Here is a 17698-nt window from a genome sequence, read left to right as displayed (position 1 = left end):
GTCAGCGTGGTGCGTGCGCCTCGAGGAACTCGTAGACGTCCGTCGTGTCGACCCCGGGGAAGGCACCGGTCGGCAGCGTGGCGAGCAGCGTGCGAGGAGTCTTGACGTTCGGCCAGGAGTTCTCGCGCCACCGCCCCTCGAGGTCGGCCGGCGCGCGGCGGCAGCAGACCTCGACCGAGTGCTTCGAGACCCCACGATGCGGGGTGTCCCGGCCGACGAACCACTTCGTGTCGTCGAAGCGCACGCCCACGCTGACCGAGTGCAGTCCCTCGCTCGACGCCTCGACACGGGCGGTGCACCAGTAGGTGCCGTTGCCCGTGTCGGTGTACTGGTAATACGGGTTGAAGCGGTCGTCCTCGTCGAACACGACACGGCTCGTCCATCGGCGACAGCACATCTGTCCCTCGATCGAACCGAGCCTGTCCGTCGGGAAGTTCACGTCGTCGTTCTCGTATGCCTTCGTGATCGTCCCCGACTCGTGCACCTTGAGGAAGTGCACCGGGATGTCGAGGTGGCGGGTCGCGAGGTTCGTGAACCGATGCGCCGCCGTCTCGTACGACACCGAGTAGGCGTCTCGGAGGTCTTCGATCGAAATGGCCCTGCGGGACTTCGCATCCTTCAAGGCGGGCACCACGTGGGCCTCGGGAACCAGCAGCGCCCCGGTGAGATAGTTCGTCTCGACGCGCTGGCGCAGGAACTCGGCATAGCTGCGCGGTTCGGCATGCCCGAGGATGCGGCTGGACAGCGCCTGCAGCACAGCCGTTCTCGCATCGCCCTTGGCCGGCACACTGCTCGACAGATAGAGCCGCCCGTTCGCGAGGTCGGCGACACTGCGCGTGGTCTGCGGCAGATCGGGCGCGTAGTGCAGGGTGAATCCGAGATAGGCGGCGATCTCGGATGCGGTGCGCTGCGTGAGCGGTCCACCCGGGTGCCCGACCGCCGCGAGTATCTCGGCGGCCTTGCTCTCGAGGTCGGCGAAATGGTTGTCCTGCCTGCGCATGAGGTGACGCAGCTCGACGTTCGCTCGCCTGGCCTCCTCCGGGGTCGCGGCCCGCTCGTCCCTGAGCCGGTCGATCTCGCCGTGCAGCGCGAGCAGCGCCTTCAGCGCATCCGTCGGCATGCTCTTGGCGATGCGGAAAGGCTCGATCCCGAGCGCCTGGAACGTCTGGCCTTTCATGGCGCGCTCGAGGGCGATCTCGATCGCGCTGCGCTCGTCGAGTGGCTCACCCTCGAGCAGCGCATCGATCGTGACACCGAGAGCGCGCGCGATCGCTTGAAGCTGGGTGAGCTTCGGTTCGCGCTTGCCGGTCTCGATCATCGACATCTGGCTCGGTGCTCGATCGACGGCCGCCGCGAGGTCGTCGAGGGTCATTCCCCGCGCGGTGCGCAGCTGACGGATGCGTCGACCGATCGTGAGGGAGTCGGCGTCTTCTTCGACCGCTGAAGTGCTCATGCGGCCGATTCTGTCACAGAAACAGAATTTCGGGCGATCTTCACAAGCCGAGTGGCCGGTTTCAGGCCAGATCTTCACGCACAGTGGAAACACGCCACCCGGCTTCACGGTCCGGGCATCCAACGGAGGAGACACCATGACGAACACCGCTCAGAATCACACCCCCCGCCCCGCAGGTCTGCGCGCCGGAGACCAGGTTCAGACGGCCGCCGAGCTCCGGGAGGTCTGGGAGACGGATCCCCGTTGGGACGGCGTCGAGCGCACCTACTCGGCCGAAGACGTCATCCGGATCCGCGGCTCGGTGCGCGAAGACGCGACCCTCGCCCACCGGGGCGCCGAGAACCTCTGGAACCTGCTGCACACCGAGGAATACGTGCGGGCGCTCGGTGCCTACACCGGCGGCCAGGCTGTGCAGCAGGTGCGGGCAGGCCTCAAGGCCATCTACCTCTCGGGGTGGCAGGTCGCCGCCGACGGCAACCTCGCCGGCCAGACCTACCCCGACCAGTCGCTCTACCCCGCGAACTCGGTGCCGGCGGTCGTGCGTCGGATCAACAACGCGCTGATCCGCCAGGACCAGCTCGAGCACGCCGAGGGAGAGATCACCCAGGACTGGCTCGCGCCGATCGTGGCCGATGCCGAAGCCGGCTTCGGCGGGCCCCTCAACGCCTACGAACTCGCGCAGTCGCTGATCCAGGCGGGCGCCGCCGCCATCCACTGGGAGGACCAGCTGGCGAGCGAGAAGAAGTGCGGCCACCTCGGCGGCAAGGTGCTCGTGCCCACTCAGCAGCACATCCGCACGCTGAACGCGGCACGCCTCGCGGCCGACGTGGCAGGTGTCCCGACGGTCATCATCGCCCGGACGGATGCTCTCGCCGCCGACCTGCTCACCAGCGACGTCGACGAGCGCGACCAGCAGTTCACCACCGGCGAGCGCACGACCGAGGGCTTCTACCGCATCCGCCCCGGCATCGAGTCGGTCATCAGTCGCGGCCTGGCGTTCGCGCCGTACGCCGACCTGCTGTGGGTCGAGACGGGCGAGCCCGACATCGAGCTGGCGCGTGCGTTCGCCGCGGCGATCCACGAGCAGTTCCCCGGCAAGATGCTCGCCTACAACTGCTCCCCCAGCTTCAACTGGAAGCGCCACCTGTCGGACGCCGAGATCGCGACGTTCCAGCAGGAGCTGGCCGACCTGGGCTACAAGTTCCAGTTCATCACGCTCGCCGGCTTCCACGCCCTGAACCACTCGATGTTCGACCTCGCCCGCGGCTACGCCGATCGCGCCATGAGCGCGTACGTCGAGCTGCAGGAGGCCGAGTTCGCCGCAGAGGCGAACGGCTACACCGCCACCAAGCACCAGCGCGAGGCGGGCACCGGCTACTTCGACGTCATCTCGACCGCGCTCAACCCCGACAGCGCGACCCTCGCCCTCGCCGGCTCCACCGAAGCCGCGCAGTTCCACTAAGCCATTCCAAAGGACTCAGATCATGACCACTCCCACCGCTCCCCCGACCACCGCGCCGATCCAGACGACACAGCAGGGCCCGGCCATCAGCGTCACCGGCCCGCTGCGTGAGCGCTACGACGAGATCCTCACCCCCGAGGCGATCGCGTTCCTCACCGAGCTGCACCACCGCTTCGCCGCTCGCCGTCACGACCGGCTCGCCGACCGCATGCGCCGCCGGTTCGAGATCGGCAACGGGCACGACCCGCGCTTCCGCGACGACACCGCGCACATCCGTCAGGATGCCGACTGGCGTGTCGCCGGCCCCGGCCCCGGACTCGAGGACCGTCGGGTCGAGATCACCGGACCGACGGATCCGAAGATGACGATCAACGCGCTGAACTCCGGAGCGCGGGTGTGGCTCGCCGACCAGGAGGACGCCACGAGCCCCACGTGGAAGAACGTCATCGAGGGTCAGCTCTCGCTGCGCGACGCGATCCGCGGCGAGCTCTCCTTCACCGGACCAGCGAGCGAGCAAGGGCCGGGCAAGGAGTACCGCGTCACCGCCGAACGCACGCCGACGATCGTGATGCGCCCTCGCGGCTGGCACCTTCCCGAGAAGCACCTGCAGTTCACCGATCGCGCGGGGCGCCGCACTGCGGCATCCGGTTCGCTCGTCGACTTCGGACTGTACTTCCTGCACAACGCTCGGGAGCTGATCGCGAACGGCCGCGGACCGTACTTCTACATCGCCAAGCTCGAGTCGAGCGAAGAGGCGAAGCTGTGGGACGACGTGTTCACTTTCAGCGAGGAGTACATCGGCATCCCGCACGGCACGATCCGCGCGACGGTGCTCATCGAGACCCTGCCCGCGGCGTTCGAGATGGACGAGATCCTCTTCGAGCTGCGTGATCACTGCGCCGGCCTCAACGCCGGACGCTGGGACTACATCTTCTCGATCATCAAGAACTACCGCGGCCGGGGCGCGCGCTTCGTGCTTCCCGACCGCAGCGAGGTGACGATGACCGTTCCCTTCATGCGGGCGTACACCGAGCTGCTCGTGCAGACCTGCCACAAGCGGGGCGCCTACGCGATCGGCGGCATGAGCGCCTTCATCCCGAACCGGCGCGACCCTGAGGTGACGGCACGGGCGATCGAGAAGGTCTCGGCCGACAAGAAGCGCGAGGCCGGCGACGGCTTCGACGGCACATGGGTGGCGCACCCCGACCTGATCCCGACCGCGCAGGCCGAATTCGACGCCGTTCTCGGCGATCGCCCGAACCAGGTCGACCGTCAGCTCCCCGAGGTCACCGTGACTGCGTCGCAGCTGCTCGACCTGCACATCGGTCGCCCGATCACGGCTCAGGGCGTGCGTGACAACGTGTCTGTGGCGATCCGGTACCTCGAAGCGTGGTTGCGGGGCCTCGGCGCGGTGGCCATCGACAACCTGATGGAGGATGCCGCGACCGCCGAGATCAGTCGCTCGCAGGTGTGGCAGTGGATCCACCAGGATCGCACCACGGAGGACGGCACGCCGATCACCGCCGAGTACATCGAGGGCTTGATCGGCGAGGTGCTCGACGAGGTCGAACGACGCGACGACGACCGATTCGACGACGCGGCATCGGTGTTCCGCGATGTCGCGCTGCACGAGGAGTTCCCGGCGTTCCTGACGCTCGGCGCCTACAGCCGCTTCCTCGTCGAGGAGGCCTGACACTCTGCACAAGGGCCCCTCGGATGCCGCAGTTCGGCACTCGAGGGGCTCTGTCACGCGACGCCGGACGTTCGCCGAAGGGTCGGATCCGCCCCTCGAGAACGGGCGTAGCCTGAGATCATGAGCGACGTCTGGTCCGACATCTCCTCCGAGTTCCTGCATCTGTATCCTCGCGGGCGACGGCTGGTCGTCGTCGCCGGAGCGGATGCCGAGCGCTCACGCCGCGCAGCGGACGACCTCGCCTCCACCCTGACGTCCGCGGGTCAACAGGTCGAGCGGAAGCACAGCGCAGACGGCGACGAGCAGGCACTGCGCGCCGACATCATCGCTCCGTTCCGCGCCGCACCCGACGGCGGCACCGTTCTCATCGTCTCGGGTCCGCCCGAGTTGCTCAGCACGACAGCGCGCGGACTCTGGAACTTCATCGTGTGGCAGCTCGCCGGCGACGAGACGCCGCACTCGATCGCCGCGGCGATCGTCGATGTCTCAGACCCCGATCATCCGACCCGACGCTTCGCCGACTACTGCGCACTGCCCTCGTCGTTCGGCGCCTGACAGCATCCTCCGCAGCCGGGTTCGCGGGTGCCTCGGTCCCCCCGACCGAGGCACCCGCACGTCCGCCGGCGCTGCGCGCCGACGATCCGTCGTGCCCGACGCTCTCGCGCCTTCCCCCGAGCTTCCGGACGGGCGATCCCGCCTCGTCCGGAAGCCGTGACGACGGGTGTGTCGGAAGCCGCGGCTTCTCCCTCACCTGCCGTCATGGCCCGCCTGGGGACACGGGCAGGTTCAGGTTATGCACGTGGCCAGGATGCCGAAAGCGCCGCGGACCGTCCCGTCACCGGGTGAGCGGAGCCCGGCACGCTGTGCCACAGTTGGCGCCGGAATCGCGGTCGCGCGTCACTCTGCGCACCGCGTCCGGTCAGCGCGCCGGCCCCACCAGACCCCGATCTCGAACGCGGCGACCCTCGTTCGATTCCGGCGCCCGGCGCCCGACACCGCCGACTCAGACCGAGGGGCCCGGCTGCTCGTCGCTGAGAAGCATCGCTTCGGCAAGCCGCGAGGGTTGCGTGCGCGCGGCCATCCGAAACGCACTCGGGCTCACCCCGACGTGACGGGAGAACTGGGCACGAAGCGCCGCCGCGTCTGCGAAGCCGGACTGCGCAGCGACCGTCGCGAGATCCTGTGGCGGAGCGGACACCAGCTGCTCACGCGCCGTCACCAACCGCCGACGAAGCAACCGCGCGGCAAGACTCTCGTCCATTCCGGCGTACAGCCGGAAGAGCTGGCGACGGCTGACATGCAGTTCATCTGCGAGTTCCGCGATGCCGAATGCCGAATCTCGATGGCGTCGTTCGATGATCCTGTCCGCCTCAGCACGCACCAGAGAGGCCCGATCCGTCTCGCCGTCGCCCGGGAACTGCCGGAACAGGCTGCGCACGAGCGCGACGAGCGCCGCTTCGGTGCCCGCCAGAGCTCCTTCGCCCTGATCAGGATCCTTCGCCCATTCGAACAACATGCGCCCCAGAGCGGCTCCTGCGGCCCTGGTCAGCGGGGTATCGGGAAAGACGTCGGCTCCCGCTGCGAGCACATGCTGATATCCGGGCACTGCGGCGACCGGCACGACCACACCGGTCGTCTCGCTCACACCGAGATGCTCGATCGACGACGTCCCGAGACTCGACATGAATCCCATCCGCCCGACGCTCAACAGCTGCACGCCCGCGGCGGTGCGCAACCGCTGTCCGCCCTGATTCGCCATGCCGAGGATGATGATGTCCATGCCCTCCGGTGCGCCGACTTCGTAGCTGACCGTGTGCGACGTCTCGAGCGTGCTGTAGAGCATCGTGGCGCCGATGGATCTGCGCAGCAGGGCAGCCTCGAACGCATCCGGATCAGCCGCCTTCATGGTGCCGAAGTTCGAGAGCTGCAGCATGCCGAGCGCACCGTCCAGGCGCATCGTCTGCGCGGTGAACCACGACGGGATTCTCGCGCCGTCGCCAGCGCCCCCTGCTGGCGGCGACCACAGTCCGCCTGAGAGCCGACCCAGCCATGCGGCCATCTCCGCATCATCGAGTACTCGTGCCATCGCATCCCCCAGCGGGTGCGAGCCGCCTTCTGCGCCCGCCCCAATCCCCGCCCTCACGATAATTCCGCTCGATGAGGCACAGCAATATATACGTTCGACCGAGCCCCGCACGACGTCGACCCCGCGCACCGAGGCGGCGGATGCGCGGTCCGACGGCGGGTGACGTCGGCAGCTCAGCGGAAGGACGCGGCGACCGAGTTGCGGTGATAGTCGAACACGATGCTGGTCCGGGTCGAGGCGACGCTGCTCTGCGCAGAGAGGTGCTCGAGCACGAATTCGCGCATCTCCGAGGAGTCCGCCACGGCGATGTGCAACAGGAAGTCGTCGTCTCCGCCGAGGAAGAACACCTGGATGACCTGCGGCAGCACCCGCACCCGGTCGGCGAACTCGACGATGCTCTCCCTGCGCCCGCTGGGACGCAGGGTCACGCCGATGATGGCCTGCAGTCCGGCGCCCAGCATCCGCTCGTCGACGCTCGCGTGGAAGCCGCTGATGACTCCCCGCTCGACGAGTGCGCGCAGGCGGGCGTGCGCGGTCGACGGTGCCACTCCGAGCTGGCCCGCGAGCTCTGCGTTGGTCATCCGACCGTCCGCGCTCAGCAGCTGTACGATCCTGGCATCGACCGCATCGAGTGCCGGCGCCCGAAGGGTGTTCGACTGAGGGTCTTCGGATGACGTCTCCATGCGAATGATTATGCAGGATTCGCAGGTGAAACGAATGTTCTTCAGGCATTCTGTCGAATCGTCGACGTTTCTGCGATTCTGAGATGCACTCACGCAACCGTCACTTGGAGGATCGATGAAGATCGGCGTGCCGACCGAGGTCAAGAACAACGAGAACCGCACCGCGCTCACCCCCGCGGGTGCCGATCGGCTGGTTCACGAGGGCCACCGCGTGCTCGTGCAGTCGGGAGCGGGAGTCGGCTCAGGCATCTCCGACGAGGCGTACCGGATCGCCGGCGCCGAGATCGTCGAGACCGCCGAGGAGACCTGGGGCGAGGCAGACCTTCTCATCAAGGTGAAGGAGCCGATCGCCCAGGAGTACGGATTCCTGCGCTCGGACCTCACCCTCTTCACGTATCTGCATCTCGCCGCAGATCGGGCGCTGACGACCGCGCTCGTCGACGCGGGAACCACGGCCGTCGCCTATGAGACGGTGCAGCTGCCCGACCGCAGCCTGCCTCTGCTCGTGCCGATGAGCGAGATCGCCGGTCGCCTCTCTGTGACGATGGGCTCATACTCACTCATGCGATCCGCGGGGGGACGCGGAGTGCTGATGGGCGGCATCGCAGGAGCCCCGCGGGCCAAGACCGTCGTGATCGGCGGCGGCGTCGCCGGCGAGCATGCGGCTGCGAACGCGCTCGGCCTCGGGTCCCAGGTCACGGTGATCGACATCTCGCTTCCGCGTCTGCGCGAGCTCGAGCACCGTTACGGCGGCGCTCTCCAGACGCGTGCGTCGAGCCGGTACGACATCGCCGAAGAGCTCGCGACGGCGGATCTGGTGATCGGATCGGTGCTGATCCCCGGTGCCGCAGCGCCGAAGCTCGTCACCGACGACATGGTCGCCGGAATGAAGCCCGGCTCGGTGCTCGTCGACATCGCGATCGACCAGGGCGGATGCTTCGAGGGATCCCGTCCGACGACGCACGACGACCCCACCTTCGCGGTGCACGACTCGATCTACTACTGCGTCGCGAACATGCCCGGCGCCGTGCCCGAGACCGCCACGAGGGCTCTGACCAACGCCACCCTCCCCTACGTCTCTGCCATCGCCGGCAAGGGCTGGGAGCGCGCTGCGGCAGACGACGCTGCACTCGCCAAGGGCCTCAACGTCCAGGGAGGACGCATCACCCTGGATGCCGTGGCGAAGGCCCACGGTCTCACGTCCGCCTGAGCAGCTGCGGACACACCAGATAGTCCGTGCGGGGTTCACGGCCGGGTGCGATCGTCGGCGCCGTGCTGATGCCGGCGATCGCGATCTCGACTGCGCTCACCGACGAGTTCCGCGGGCACGAGACGCTGCGCCCGTCGAGTCCGCGGCGAGCGCCGGAAAGAACAACGATTCTTGACGGCATCCGACCCGTCATCCGGGCGCCCCACCCGAGTACGCTCGTAGTCGTGACCGAACGCGCTCCTCTCTCTCGCAAGCTCTCCGCCATCGCCGAATCCGCGACCCTCAAGGTCGACGCCAAGGCGAAGGCCCTCAAGGCCGAAGGCAAGCCCGTCATCTCGTATGCCGCGGGCGAGCCCGACTTCGCGACGCCGCAGTTCATCGTCGACGCAGCGGCCGAGGCTCTCGCCGACCCGGCGAGCTACCGCTACACCCCGGCTCCGGGTCTTCCGGCGTTGCGGGAGGCCATCGCCGCGAAGACGCTGCGCGACTCGGGACTCGAGGTGTCACCGAGCCAGGTGATCGTGACCAACGGCGGCAAGCAGTCGGTGTACCAGGCATTCCAGGCAGTGGTGAACCCCGGCGACGAGGTGCTTCTTCCCGCTCCGTACTGGACCACCTACCCCGAGGCGATCCGCCTCGCCGACGGCACCCCCGTCGAGGTGTTCGCGGGCGCCGACCAGGACTACAAGGTCACCGTCGAGCAGCTCGAGGCCGCTCGCACCGAGCACACCACCGCGCTCGTGTTCGTCTCCCCCTCGAACCCCACAGGCTCCGTCTACACGGCTGAAGAGACCAAGGCCATCGGCGAGTGGGCTCTCGAGCACGGGATCTGGGTCATCTCCGACGAGATCTACCAGAACCTGACCTACGAGGGCGTCAAGGCGACCTCGATCGTCGAGGCCGTGCCCGAGGTCGCCGGCCAGACGATCCTCGTCAACGGCGTCGCGAAGACCTACGCGATGACCGGCTGGCGCGTGGGCTGGATGGTCGGACCGGCGGATGCCATCAAGGTCGCGGCCAACCTGCAGTCGCACTTGTCGAGCAACGTGAACAACGTCGCCCAGAAAGCCGCGATCGCCGCACTCAACGGCCCCCAGACCGAGGCCGAGCAGTTCCGCGAGGCGTTCGACCGCCGTCGCCGCCTGATCGTGTCGGAGCTGTCGAAGATCGACGGACTCGTCGTGCCCAACCCGCTCGGTGCGTTCTACGTCTACCCCGACGTGCAGGGTCTGCTCGGCCGCACCTGGGGCGGCAAGACGCCGACCACTTCGCTCGAACTCGCCGACCTCATCCTCGAGCAGGCAGAGGTCGCTGTGGTTCCCGGCGAGGCGTTCGGCCCCTCCGGCTACATCCGCATGTCGTACGCGCTCGGCGACGACCAGCTCCTCGAGGGCGTGCAGCGCCTGCAGCGTCTGTTCGCCTGAGTCGCACTCCCACTCTGCCGCGACACCCGGGACCCCCGCACTCCACATGGATGTGAGGGGGTCTCGGCGTCATGGCCGGGCTCGATGATCGGAGCCCCGCCCGCGCTCATTCCTCGTCGTGGAATCCGATCAGCCAGCGGATGCCGTAGCGATCGATGACCGTGCCGTCGTAGTCGCCCCAGGGGCGCTTCTGCAGGGCGTCGATCACGCGACCGTCCGAGGCCAGCTGGTCGTACCAGCTGGTCAGCGTCGAGGCATCCGCGGTTCCGAGCAGCGACAGGAACATCCCGCTCATCTGCACCGCGTCGTCGTCGGCTCCGGCATCCGCACCCGCGAGCCCGACCGGCCCCGCGAGCTGGCCGTGTGCGATCGCATCTCCCGGCCCGTCGTGTCGTCCGGCGCCGGCGTAGTCGAGGAGTTGAAGCTCACCCCCGAAGACCGAACGGTAGTGCTCCAGCGCTTCGGCTGCGTTCCCGGGGAACAGAAGGTAGGGGATCGGTCCGCTCATGCCGCGAGTGTACGGCGAACGGGCGACGTTGTCAGTCGGGCACGGCGCTGCGATAGCGCCGGGGCTTGCCCTCGCCGAGGTCGATCAGGCGCTCGACCTGCCGCAGCTCGACCTCGACCCCGAGCAGCGCGTCCAGCGCCACGCGGATGGCGGGCTCGTCTCCGCCGACGATCACGGCGTGCACGCGACCGGAGGCAGCCTGCTCGATCGACCACCCCTGGGCACCGCGTGCCTGCAGATGCTGCGTGAGCTCGACACAGGGAACGAGAGTGCCGTCGCCGGCCCGGAACCGCGTGTTCTGGCGCCCCTCGAGGTCGGCGATGCCGAGCACCCCATCGTCGAGGTGCACCAGGCGCCCGTAGTCGCCCGTGCGGTACCTCACCAGCGGCAGCAGGGGGTTCTCTCCCGCGGTCACGACGATCTCGCCCATCTCGCCGAGAGGCAGCGGGACCTCGCGCCGGGGATCCCACACCTCGACGTGCACGCGGCGATCGAGCACCCGGAACGGCCCGTCGTCGGTGCGCGCGGCGATCGGGCGCGTCTCGTGCAAGCCGTACACGTCGACCACGGGACACTCGAACGCCGCGTGGAGTCGTGCACGCAGCGCAGCCGACAGCGCCATCGCGCCGGAGAAGATCACGGCGGGATGCAGCACGGCGTCGAGTCCGGCGTCGAGCAGCTCGGCGAGGCTCGTCGGGTGTCCGCTGAGGATCTGCGGGTCCGCCTCGCCCAGAAATCGGGCGCGGGCATCGAGACCGCTCCACGCCGTCGGATGCAGATTGAGCCGCGCCATCGCCCGGTGTGCGAAGCTCGAGATCGTGGACACGTAGGTGAAGGCCTGACGCTGGAAGACGAGGTTCGCCACCGCCACCCGCTCGCCGTCGGCCGTCACCGTGGCCCCCGCAGACGCCGCGAGCGCGACGAGCAGATGGAAGCCGCGCGCGACCTCCTCGACGTCATCGGGGATGAGCAGCGCCGCGCCCGTCGAACCGGAGCTCGTGCCGTGCAGCATCCGGGAGAGATCCGCATCGAGCGGCACGAACGCCGCGAGGTCGTCGACGAGGTCCGACCGCGAGATCGTGGGGAAGTCGTCGAGCGCGGCATCTGTCGGCATCCCGCGATACCGCAGCGTGCGTCGCGCGGCGGCGAGATGATCGACCAGCCAGCCGTCGGTCGAGAGCGGATGCCGCACCCGCTGCACCTGTTCTGCGGTGAGGCGGTCGCCCGTGGCATGCGTCCAGTGCGGAGCATCGGGATGCTCCCGCCAACGGGTCAGTCGAGCAGTGCCTGCTGCGTCGATCGTCGGCCAGCGCTCGGCATCGGAGAGCACCGCGGCCTCCCCCGGTGCGTATTCGGCGAGCGCGAGCGCCCCTCGGAGGTCGGGGTCACTCACTGGAGTACCTCGCAGCCGCCTCCCTGCGGCGTGCCTCTGCGAGCTTCCGAGCGATCTCGGCCCTGTGCCGGTGCCCCTCGAACGCCTCGGCGAGCGCCCGGTTGCGGGCGAGCGAGTCGCAGGCCGCCAGCAGGGAGGCGGCGGTCGCGGCATCCTCGCCTGCCGGAAGGAAACCGCACCAGAGCAGGAACGTGCGCGCGGCTTCGGTGCGCCGTTCATCGTCTGAGGTCCAGTCCGACGGCGACGCGACCGGGGCCACGCGCAGTGCGAGCGCGTCGACCGCGAGGGCGGCCCAGCCGCTCGCGAGTGCCGGCTCGAGCGGCTCGAGGACGTCTTCGCTGGCGACGAGCCACAGGCCGATCGCGGCACCCTGGCGCACGCGCGGGTCTTCGTCGAATGTCGAAGCGCTGATCTGCCCGGCCAGGATGTCTCCGGCGAGCGCTCGCAGCGAGATGCGCTCATCGAGGAACTCCTGAGGGACGCGGGAGATCCGCGTCGCGACGGACTCCAGCGACGGCCCCGGCCTCGCGCGAGCCCAGGCCGCGGCCTCTCCGTCCGAGCGCTCGCTCCAGGCGGCGAGCAGCGCCTCGGTGTCAGCCATGCAGCGCCGCCGCCAGAGCCGCGCACGCAGCCGGTGCATCGGCCATCGTCCGGAGGTACACCACGTCGTAGCCGTCGCGCTCGGCGAGCGTCGCGACCTGGCGTCGGGGGTCCATGAGCACGAGCGTACCCGTCGTGAGCACCTCGCGAACGGTCCTGGCGACGCCGGCGTACGGTTCGTTGCCCACCCCGAACATCGATACGAGTCCGTCGTCCGACAGCACCACCACATGACGGGGCGCGTCTTCTGCTGCCGCGGGAAGACCGGCGTATCTGGCGGAGTACAGGTCGAGCGGGAACGACGTCGATCGACCGAAGAACAGCGAGATCGCGGCGATGATCTCCGACGGATCGCGGCCGAAGCGCGGCATCCCCGCCACGTCTCCGGTTCCCGAGAAGCTGGTCACTCTGACCCTGCCACCGCCGCGGAGGATCGACAGCGCGAGGATCGTCCCCGCGAGCACCGCGGGTGAGCCCTGTCGCGGATGTGCCATGGAACCCGAGGAGTCGATGTAGAGGTCGAGTTCGAGACTCGTCTCCTGCACGAGGGGCTCGTCGGCGAGCTCGGAACGCCGGCGTGTGGTGACGCCGGGGATCACAGTGCCCGAGCGCATCGTCAACGGCCAGTCGAGGTCGGCGAGCGCATCGCCCACCTCCCACAGTTCGACAGGACCGGGGATGCCGCCGACCGGCCTCATGGGTGCGGGGCGGGTGTAGGGGCGCACCCACCGGGCCGCCTCGTTGCGGTACCAGGCCGAGAGCACGGCGTCCTCACCGCTCTCCCGATAGAGCGAAAGCGTCCGCGCGATCGTCAGACGCTGGCCGTCCTTGCCGGAACCCGCATCCGATGCGTCATCTGCAGCGTCCTCGCCTTCGGGGTCGAGCACCATGCCCGGATGCCGAGGCAGGTCGTCTCGCAGGCGCTGGTCGGCGAGGATGCGGCCGAGCTCGTCGGCCGTCGCCGGTGCGTCGTCGACACCGCATCCGCTGACCGGCTCGCCGGCACCGCTCTCAGCAGCACCCTCGAGCTCGGCCAGGTACGGCGAGGCGATCACGCCGAAGCGGGCGGCACCCGAGACCGGGTCGGTGCTGAAGGTCCGCACGGCGTCGGCGATGAAGGCCGCGTCGACGGCGGGGTTGGTGGCGGTCGCGCCGACGAGCTCGGCGGCCACCCGCGCGCTCTCCGCCTGTGCCGCACGCAGCAGTCGCTCCTTCTCACGGTGCTTCTCGGGGATCCGGCTCAGCGGCACGAGGTTCGTCTGCGCGAGAGTCCGCGCCGGCCGCGGAGGCGGGTCGAGCTCGCAGAGGGTGCCGGACGGCAGCTGCCACAGCAGCTCGTACGCTCGGCAGTACACCCACCAGAGGCGGTCCGTGCTTCCCTGAGGTGCCGGGTAGAGCGCTCGACCGAGGCGCACGATGCCGAGATCACGCGTGGCGGTGCCCGCACTCCCCTGCTCGGCCCGCTGCAGCTGCGCGAGCCGCGTGTTGACCAGCAGATCGCTCCACAGGTTCGACAGCCGCCGCGCTCCCTCCCTCGGATTCGGGCGCAGCGACACGGCGGCGATCGCCTTCGCCATCTGATGGTCGATCTTGAGCGAGTCGATCCGCGTGCTGGGGGCGAGCACGTGGTGGCCGATCTCGTGGGCGAACATGCTCCACAGCTCATCGGCCAGGCCGCGCTCGGCGAGGTAGCGAGGGTCGACGGTCACCGACGGCGGAAACGAGAACCAGGCCGGCGCACCGTGCTCGTCGGCTGCGCCCGGACGCACCGCCGGATCGTCGAGCCGCACCCGCCAGAGATCCAGAGCCCGTTCCCACGCCGCGCGGGCGTCGTCGGTGAGCGGCACCCGATCGACAGGAGCCTTCACTCCTGCTCCCGCACATGCACCCAGGCGAGATGGGTGTCGGGTCCGATGACGATGCTCACCCCGTCGTCGCGGGTATGCACCTCGCTGGGCGCCTCGGAGAGCACGGAGAGACGCGCACCCCAGACGTCGCTGTCGAGTCGCCACCACGAACCCGCGACGAGGATCGCGAAGGCTCCGGCGTCCGCCAGAGTGTCGACGCGTTCGGGAGGCCGGATCCACGCGCCCCCGATTCCGCGGAACCCCCCGACAGCGAGCACATACCCGCGCTGGTCGGCGCGACCGGGCCACCAGAAGCGATCCTTCCGCTGCCTGCGACGGAATTCGTCGAGCACTTCGACGCCGAGTCCGAGCGTCGCCGCAGCGGCCAGACGTTGCTCGGGGGTGTCGAGATGCTCGAGCCGATCAAGTGCGTCGACGCGCAGACCGAGAGCGCCCGACCGCCACGCGGCGACCGACACGAGATCGAGCGCCCGGTCGCGGTCGGTCGCCGCCGCCGGATCCTGCGCCAGTCCCACGGCGAGCGCCCTGGCGAACAGCAGCGGAGTGCCGTGCGCGGCCCGCACCGAGGTCGACGCCAGCGCGGTGTCGAGTCCGGCGGCGGAGAGATCGGGCAGGTCAGCGGGAGGGAACGGAGCCGGCGCATTCGCCAGCTGCACGGGGACGCGATTCACCCGCGCAGCTCCTGCCAGCGCACATACGCCGTGTACCGCTGATGCAGATACTTCAGCGCGATCACGTCGTCGAAGTCACGACCGTAGAGCTTGCCCACCGTCGCGATCCGGCGCAGCTGGGCCTCGACGGCGGTGATGCGGCGGGATGCCTCGAGCGCCGGGAGGCCATCGAGCCCGCGGTCGAACTCGCTGAGCAGGGCAGCGACCGCATCGTCGGCGTCGCGCCCGAGGGCGTCGTATTGGCGGCATGACTGCGTGAACAGGTCGGCCAGCCAACTCACCGTGTCGGTGCTGAGCTCGCGCTCCGCCCCGACATCGAACCGCGGATGTGTGGCGTTCGGCAGCAGCTTTCCGCGGAGCACGAACGGCAGCACCGCCGCGACGTCATCGATTTCGACGGCATCCGCACCCCGGAACCACGCGATCGCCTTCGCGTAGATGATGAGCGTCTGCAAGGCGCGCACCGACAGGCCGTTGCGGGTCTGCGCGCCGAGGTCGATCTCGAGGTCGGCGCCGCTGTTCGCCTCGATCACCTCGCCGACCCGGCCGCCCGCGGTGGTCACCACGTCTTTCGTGCGGTATTCGAAGCGGCGCCCGCCGTGCTGCACGAACTCGAAGTGGCTGAGGAAGAATCGCAGGCGCTCGCGCACGGCATCCGGAATCGGCACCGCGCGGATCTGCGCGCGCATCTCGGTCTGCTCGGCCGAATCGAAGGTCAGCTCGGCTGGCACATGCTCCTCGGGCTTCTCCCCCGCCTCGACGCGGGTGATCAGCTCATCGAAGAATCGGCTGTTGAATCCGGCCGCCTGCACCGTGACGTCCATCCGGTCGCGAAGGGCTTGGATCACCGGGAAGGTACCGCCGCCCGCATCGTCGTTGGCCGAGAAGAACCAGCTCTCCACACCGCCGTCCGGCGCGGTGCGGCGCATCTGGTCGTGGCTCTCGACATACCCCTCGGCCACCATGGTCAGCAGCGCCGACTGGGTCTTGGTGGGGATGCGGTTGTACTCGTCGACGATCTTGACCGGCAACCCGAGCCAGTCGCGCCAGGCGATGCGGATGTCGGTGAGACGCTCGGCGGCGACCAGGTCGCGAGGAAGCGGGATGCCCACGAGGTCGCTGACCGTCAGCTGCGGCTGCCCCTGCTGCACGCTGCGCCGCACGTCGTCGGAGGCGGTGCCGGCCAGCACGCCCATGAGCACGGCGACCGTCGTCTTGCCGCGCCCCGGACCTCCGATGAGCAGGCACTTGCCCCCGACCGCGAAGGTGAGCAGCGGCACGAGGACGTTCGACGAGAACGACGCCTGCGTCGGGAGGGACACCGCGGCGCCGGCATCCCCCAGCCCGATCGACAGCGGCTCTCCGTGCGAGAACTCCATGTCGTAGTAGGGCGAGATGACTGCGCGGTTGACGATCCAGTAGTAGACCTGGCGCAGCTTCTCATCCAGCGGCACCGTGCTGCGCGCGGCCGGGCGGAAGAGATCCTCGGCTGTCAGAGACTCGACGCCGTGGCCGCTGCCGGGGTTCGTGGGTGAGGCGGACACTCGGTTCCAGCGGTCGGGCATGCGATCATCCTAACGATGTCGATCGGGCGTTCTGCTGGAGCGCCCGCTGCTCGTCGAGGGGCCGAGCTTCGAGCGGAAGGGCGAAGCTCAGGTGCTCGGCGAGGAGCGGTGCGAGCGCGGATGCCGCGGCGTCGACCCGTGTCGAGACATCGCCATGCACCTCGAGCCATGGCACGTCCTGCGCGGCGAGCACGTCGCGGAAGCGCTGTTGCATGTCGTGACGGATGTGCTCGCCGTCGCGCAGGCCGTCCTGCTCGAAGGGGATCTCGTCGCCGGTGAGCACGTAGAGGAGCGGCGGGTGCGCGGCTGCCGCCTCATGCAGGCGCGGCGCCACCGCGCCGACGTAGCGCTCATGCCACAGTGCCGTCGCGAGCACATCGGTGTCGCACACGAGCACCGGCACCGGTACCTGCCTGAGCGCCTGCTGCTCGAGGGCGATCTGCCGGTCGACGATGAGGTCGAACTCATCGCTGCGCCACGGCGCGCTCAGCCCGCCCTCGCGGATGACGGAGTGCTCGCGGCCGTACTCCGGCACCCAGAGCGTGCCCAGCCGATCGGCGAGCGCTTCGGCGAGAGTCGTCGAGCCGGTGGATTCCGCGCCCAGCACCACCACGCGCGCGGTCAGCCATGCGCGCACGGCCGGTGCGAGCTCATGCCAGTTGCCGGCGACGTCGGCACGGATCGCCGTGCCGGAGACGGGATTGATCCGGCGCCCCTCGTCGATCTGCACCCAGCGCGCGTCGAGGCGCCTGGCCAGTTCGCCGCCATACGAGTCGCACGAGAAGACCGTGTCGACCGGGCCGTCGAGCAGCGAGGCGATCAGCGCCATGTGCTCGTCCCACGCCGCCTGCGACTCGAAGTCGACCGGGGCGTCGTCCATCGCCGCGACGACGCGCGCGCCGGGGTGCGACTCGCGGATCCAGCTCGCGCGCACCTCCAGCGGGATCGACTCCACCGACGCGCCCAGCACCTGCACGGTGACCCGGTCGCTGTCGCGCTGCGCCCGACGGATCAGGTGCGAATGCCCGCTGTGAAAGGGATAGAACTTGCCGAGGACGAGACCGTGTCCGCTCATGCGCCTC

General features: G+C 69.2%; 15 protein-coding genes. 5 read left to right on the top strand and 10 right to left on the bottom strand.

Features of this window, described 5'->3' with window-relative positions; genetic code table 11:
* Window position 1 precedes the first annotated feature (1 nt).
* Window positions 2-1453, bottom strand: a complete 1452-nt coding sequence (locus MRBLMI13_RS14190) for a helix-turn-helix domain-containing protein (RefSeq protein WP_042539518.1) — start codon at window positions 1451-1453, stop codon at window positions 2-4.
* A 136-nt stretch (window positions 1454-1589) separates the two neighbouring features.
* Between MRBLMI13_RS14190 and aceA the strand changes: the two genes are divergently transcribed.
* From aceA to MRBLMI13_RS14175, 3 genes are all read left to right on the top strand, one after another.
* The gene (gene aceA / locus MRBLMI13_RS14185; RefSeq protein ID WP_367823645.1) at window positions 1590-2915 is read left to right on the top strand and encodes an isocitrate lyase; all 1326 of its coding nucleotides are present in this window, start codon (window positions 1590-1592) and stop codon (window positions 2913-2915) included.
* Window positions 2916-2937: 22 nt separating this feature from the next.
* Window positions 2938-4608, top strand: a complete 1671-nt coding sequence (gene aceB / locus MRBLMI13_RS14180) for a malate synthase A (protein ID WP_367823647.1) — start codon at window positions 2938-2940, stop codon at window positions 4606-4608.
* Between the two features lie 120 nt (window positions 4609-4728).
* Window positions 4729-5163 carry a hypothetical protein gene (locus MRBLMI13_RS14175; RefSeq protein ID WP_367823649.1) on the top strand — a complete coding sequence of 145 codons (435 nt, stop codon included), beginning with the start codon at window positions 4729-4731 and terminating at the stop codon, window positions 5161-5163.
* A gap of 448 nt (window positions 5164-5611) precedes the next feature.
* Here MRBLMI13_RS14175 and MRBLMI13_RS14170 read toward each other — a convergent pair whose 3' ends face one another.
* Entirely contained in the window at window positions 5612-6667 is a 1056-nt protein-coding gene (locus tag MRBLMI13_RS14170; RefSeq protein WP_309690573.1) for an AraC family transcriptional regulator, read from the bottom strand.
* 200 nt (window positions 6668-6867) lie between these two features.
* Window positions 6868-7377 carry an Lrp/AsnC family transcriptional regulator gene (locus tag MRBLMI13_RS14165; protein ID WP_367823653.1) on the bottom strand — a complete coding sequence of 170 codons (510 nt, stop codon included), beginning with the start codon at window positions 7375-7377 and terminating at the stop codon, window positions 6868-6870.
* Between the two features lie 115 nt (window positions 7378-7492).
* Here MRBLMI13_RS14165 and ald point away from each other — a divergent pair, with 115 nt between their 5' ends.
* Together ald and MRBLMI13_RS14155 are read left to right on the top strand one after the other, a co-directional pair.
* On the top strand, window positions 7493-8587 hold the full coding sequence (ald, locus tag MRBLMI13_RS14160) for an alanine dehydrogenase (protein ID WP_079113380.1): 1095 nt from the start codon (window positions 7493-7495) through the stop codon (window positions 8585-8587).
* Between the two features lie 224 nt (window positions 8588-8811).
* Window positions 8812-10011 (top strand): pyridoxal phosphate-dependent aminotransferase, encoded by a 1200-nt coding sequence (locus MRBLMI13_RS14155; RefSeq protein ID WP_309690579.1) that lies wholly within the window; start codon window positions 8812-8814, stop codon window positions 10009-10011.
* 106 nt (window positions 10012-10117) lie between these two features.
* Here MRBLMI13_RS14155 and MRBLMI13_RS14150 read toward each other — a convergent pair whose 3' ends face one another.
* Genes MRBLMI13_RS14150 through MRBLMI13_RS14120 form a run of 7 tightly spaced genes read right to left on the bottom strand, consistent with a single transcriptional unit; the run spans window position 10118 to window position 17691 of the window.
* Window positions 10118-10519, bottom strand: coding sequence for a VOC family protein (locus MRBLMI13_RS14150; RefSeq protein ID WP_042538820.1), 402 nt, complete (start codon window positions 10517-10519; stop codon window positions 10118-10120).
* Window positions 10520-10550: 31 nt separating this feature from the next.
* The gene (locus tag MRBLMI13_RS14145; RefSeq protein ID WP_367823656.1) at window positions 10551-11912 is read right to left on the bottom strand and encodes an AMP-binding protein; all 1362 of its coding nucleotides are present in this window, start codon (window positions 11910-11912) and stop codon (window positions 10551-10553) included.
* Entirely contained in the window at window positions 11905-12513 is a 609-nt protein-coding gene (locus tag MRBLMI13_RS14140) for a phosphohydrolase (protein WP_367823658.1), read from the bottom strand. The genes MRBLMI13_RS14145 and MRBLMI13_RS14140 overlap by 8 nt, the downstream gene beginning before the upstream one ends.
* Window positions 12506-14380, bottom strand: a complete 1875-nt coding sequence (locus MRBLMI13_RS14135; RefSeq protein WP_367823660.1) for a VWA domain-containing protein — start codon at window positions 14378-14380, stop codon at window positions 12506-12508. The genes MRBLMI13_RS14140 and MRBLMI13_RS14135 overlap by 8 nt, the downstream gene beginning before the upstream one ends.
* Complete coding sequence (locus MRBLMI13_RS14130) at window positions 14377-15051, bottom strand: potassium transporter Kef (protein ID WP_367823662.1); 675 nt, start codon at window positions 15049-15051, stop codon at window positions 14377-14379. Before MRBLMI13_RS14130 ends, MRBLMI13_RS14135 begins: the two co-directional genes overlap by 4 nt.
* Window positions 15048-16616 carry an AAA family ATPase gene (locus MRBLMI13_RS14125; protein WP_367823664.1) on the bottom strand — a complete coding sequence of 523 codons (1569 nt, stop codon included), beginning with the start codon at window positions 16614-16616 and terminating at the stop codon, window positions 15048-15050. Before MRBLMI13_RS14125 ends, MRBLMI13_RS14130 begins: the two co-directional genes overlap by 4 nt.
* Before the next feature lie 4 nt (window positions 16617-16620).
* Window positions 16621-17691 carry an AAA family ATPase gene (locus MRBLMI13_RS14120; RefSeq protein ID WP_367823666.1) on the bottom strand — a complete coding sequence of 357 codons (1071 nt, stop codon included), beginning with the start codon at window positions 17689-17691 and terminating at the stop codon, window positions 16621-16623.
* Window positions 17692-17698: the final 7 nt, after the last annotated feature.

It is taken from the genome of Microbacterium sp. LMI13-1-1.1 (assembly GCF_040815625.1).
Lineage (GTDB): Bacteria > Actinomycetota > Actinomycetes > Actinomycetales > Microbacteriaceae > Microbacterium > Microbacterium forte.
Note: the sequence above shows the minus strand (reverse complement) of the source record. Positions and strands in the feature narration are given on the sequence as shown.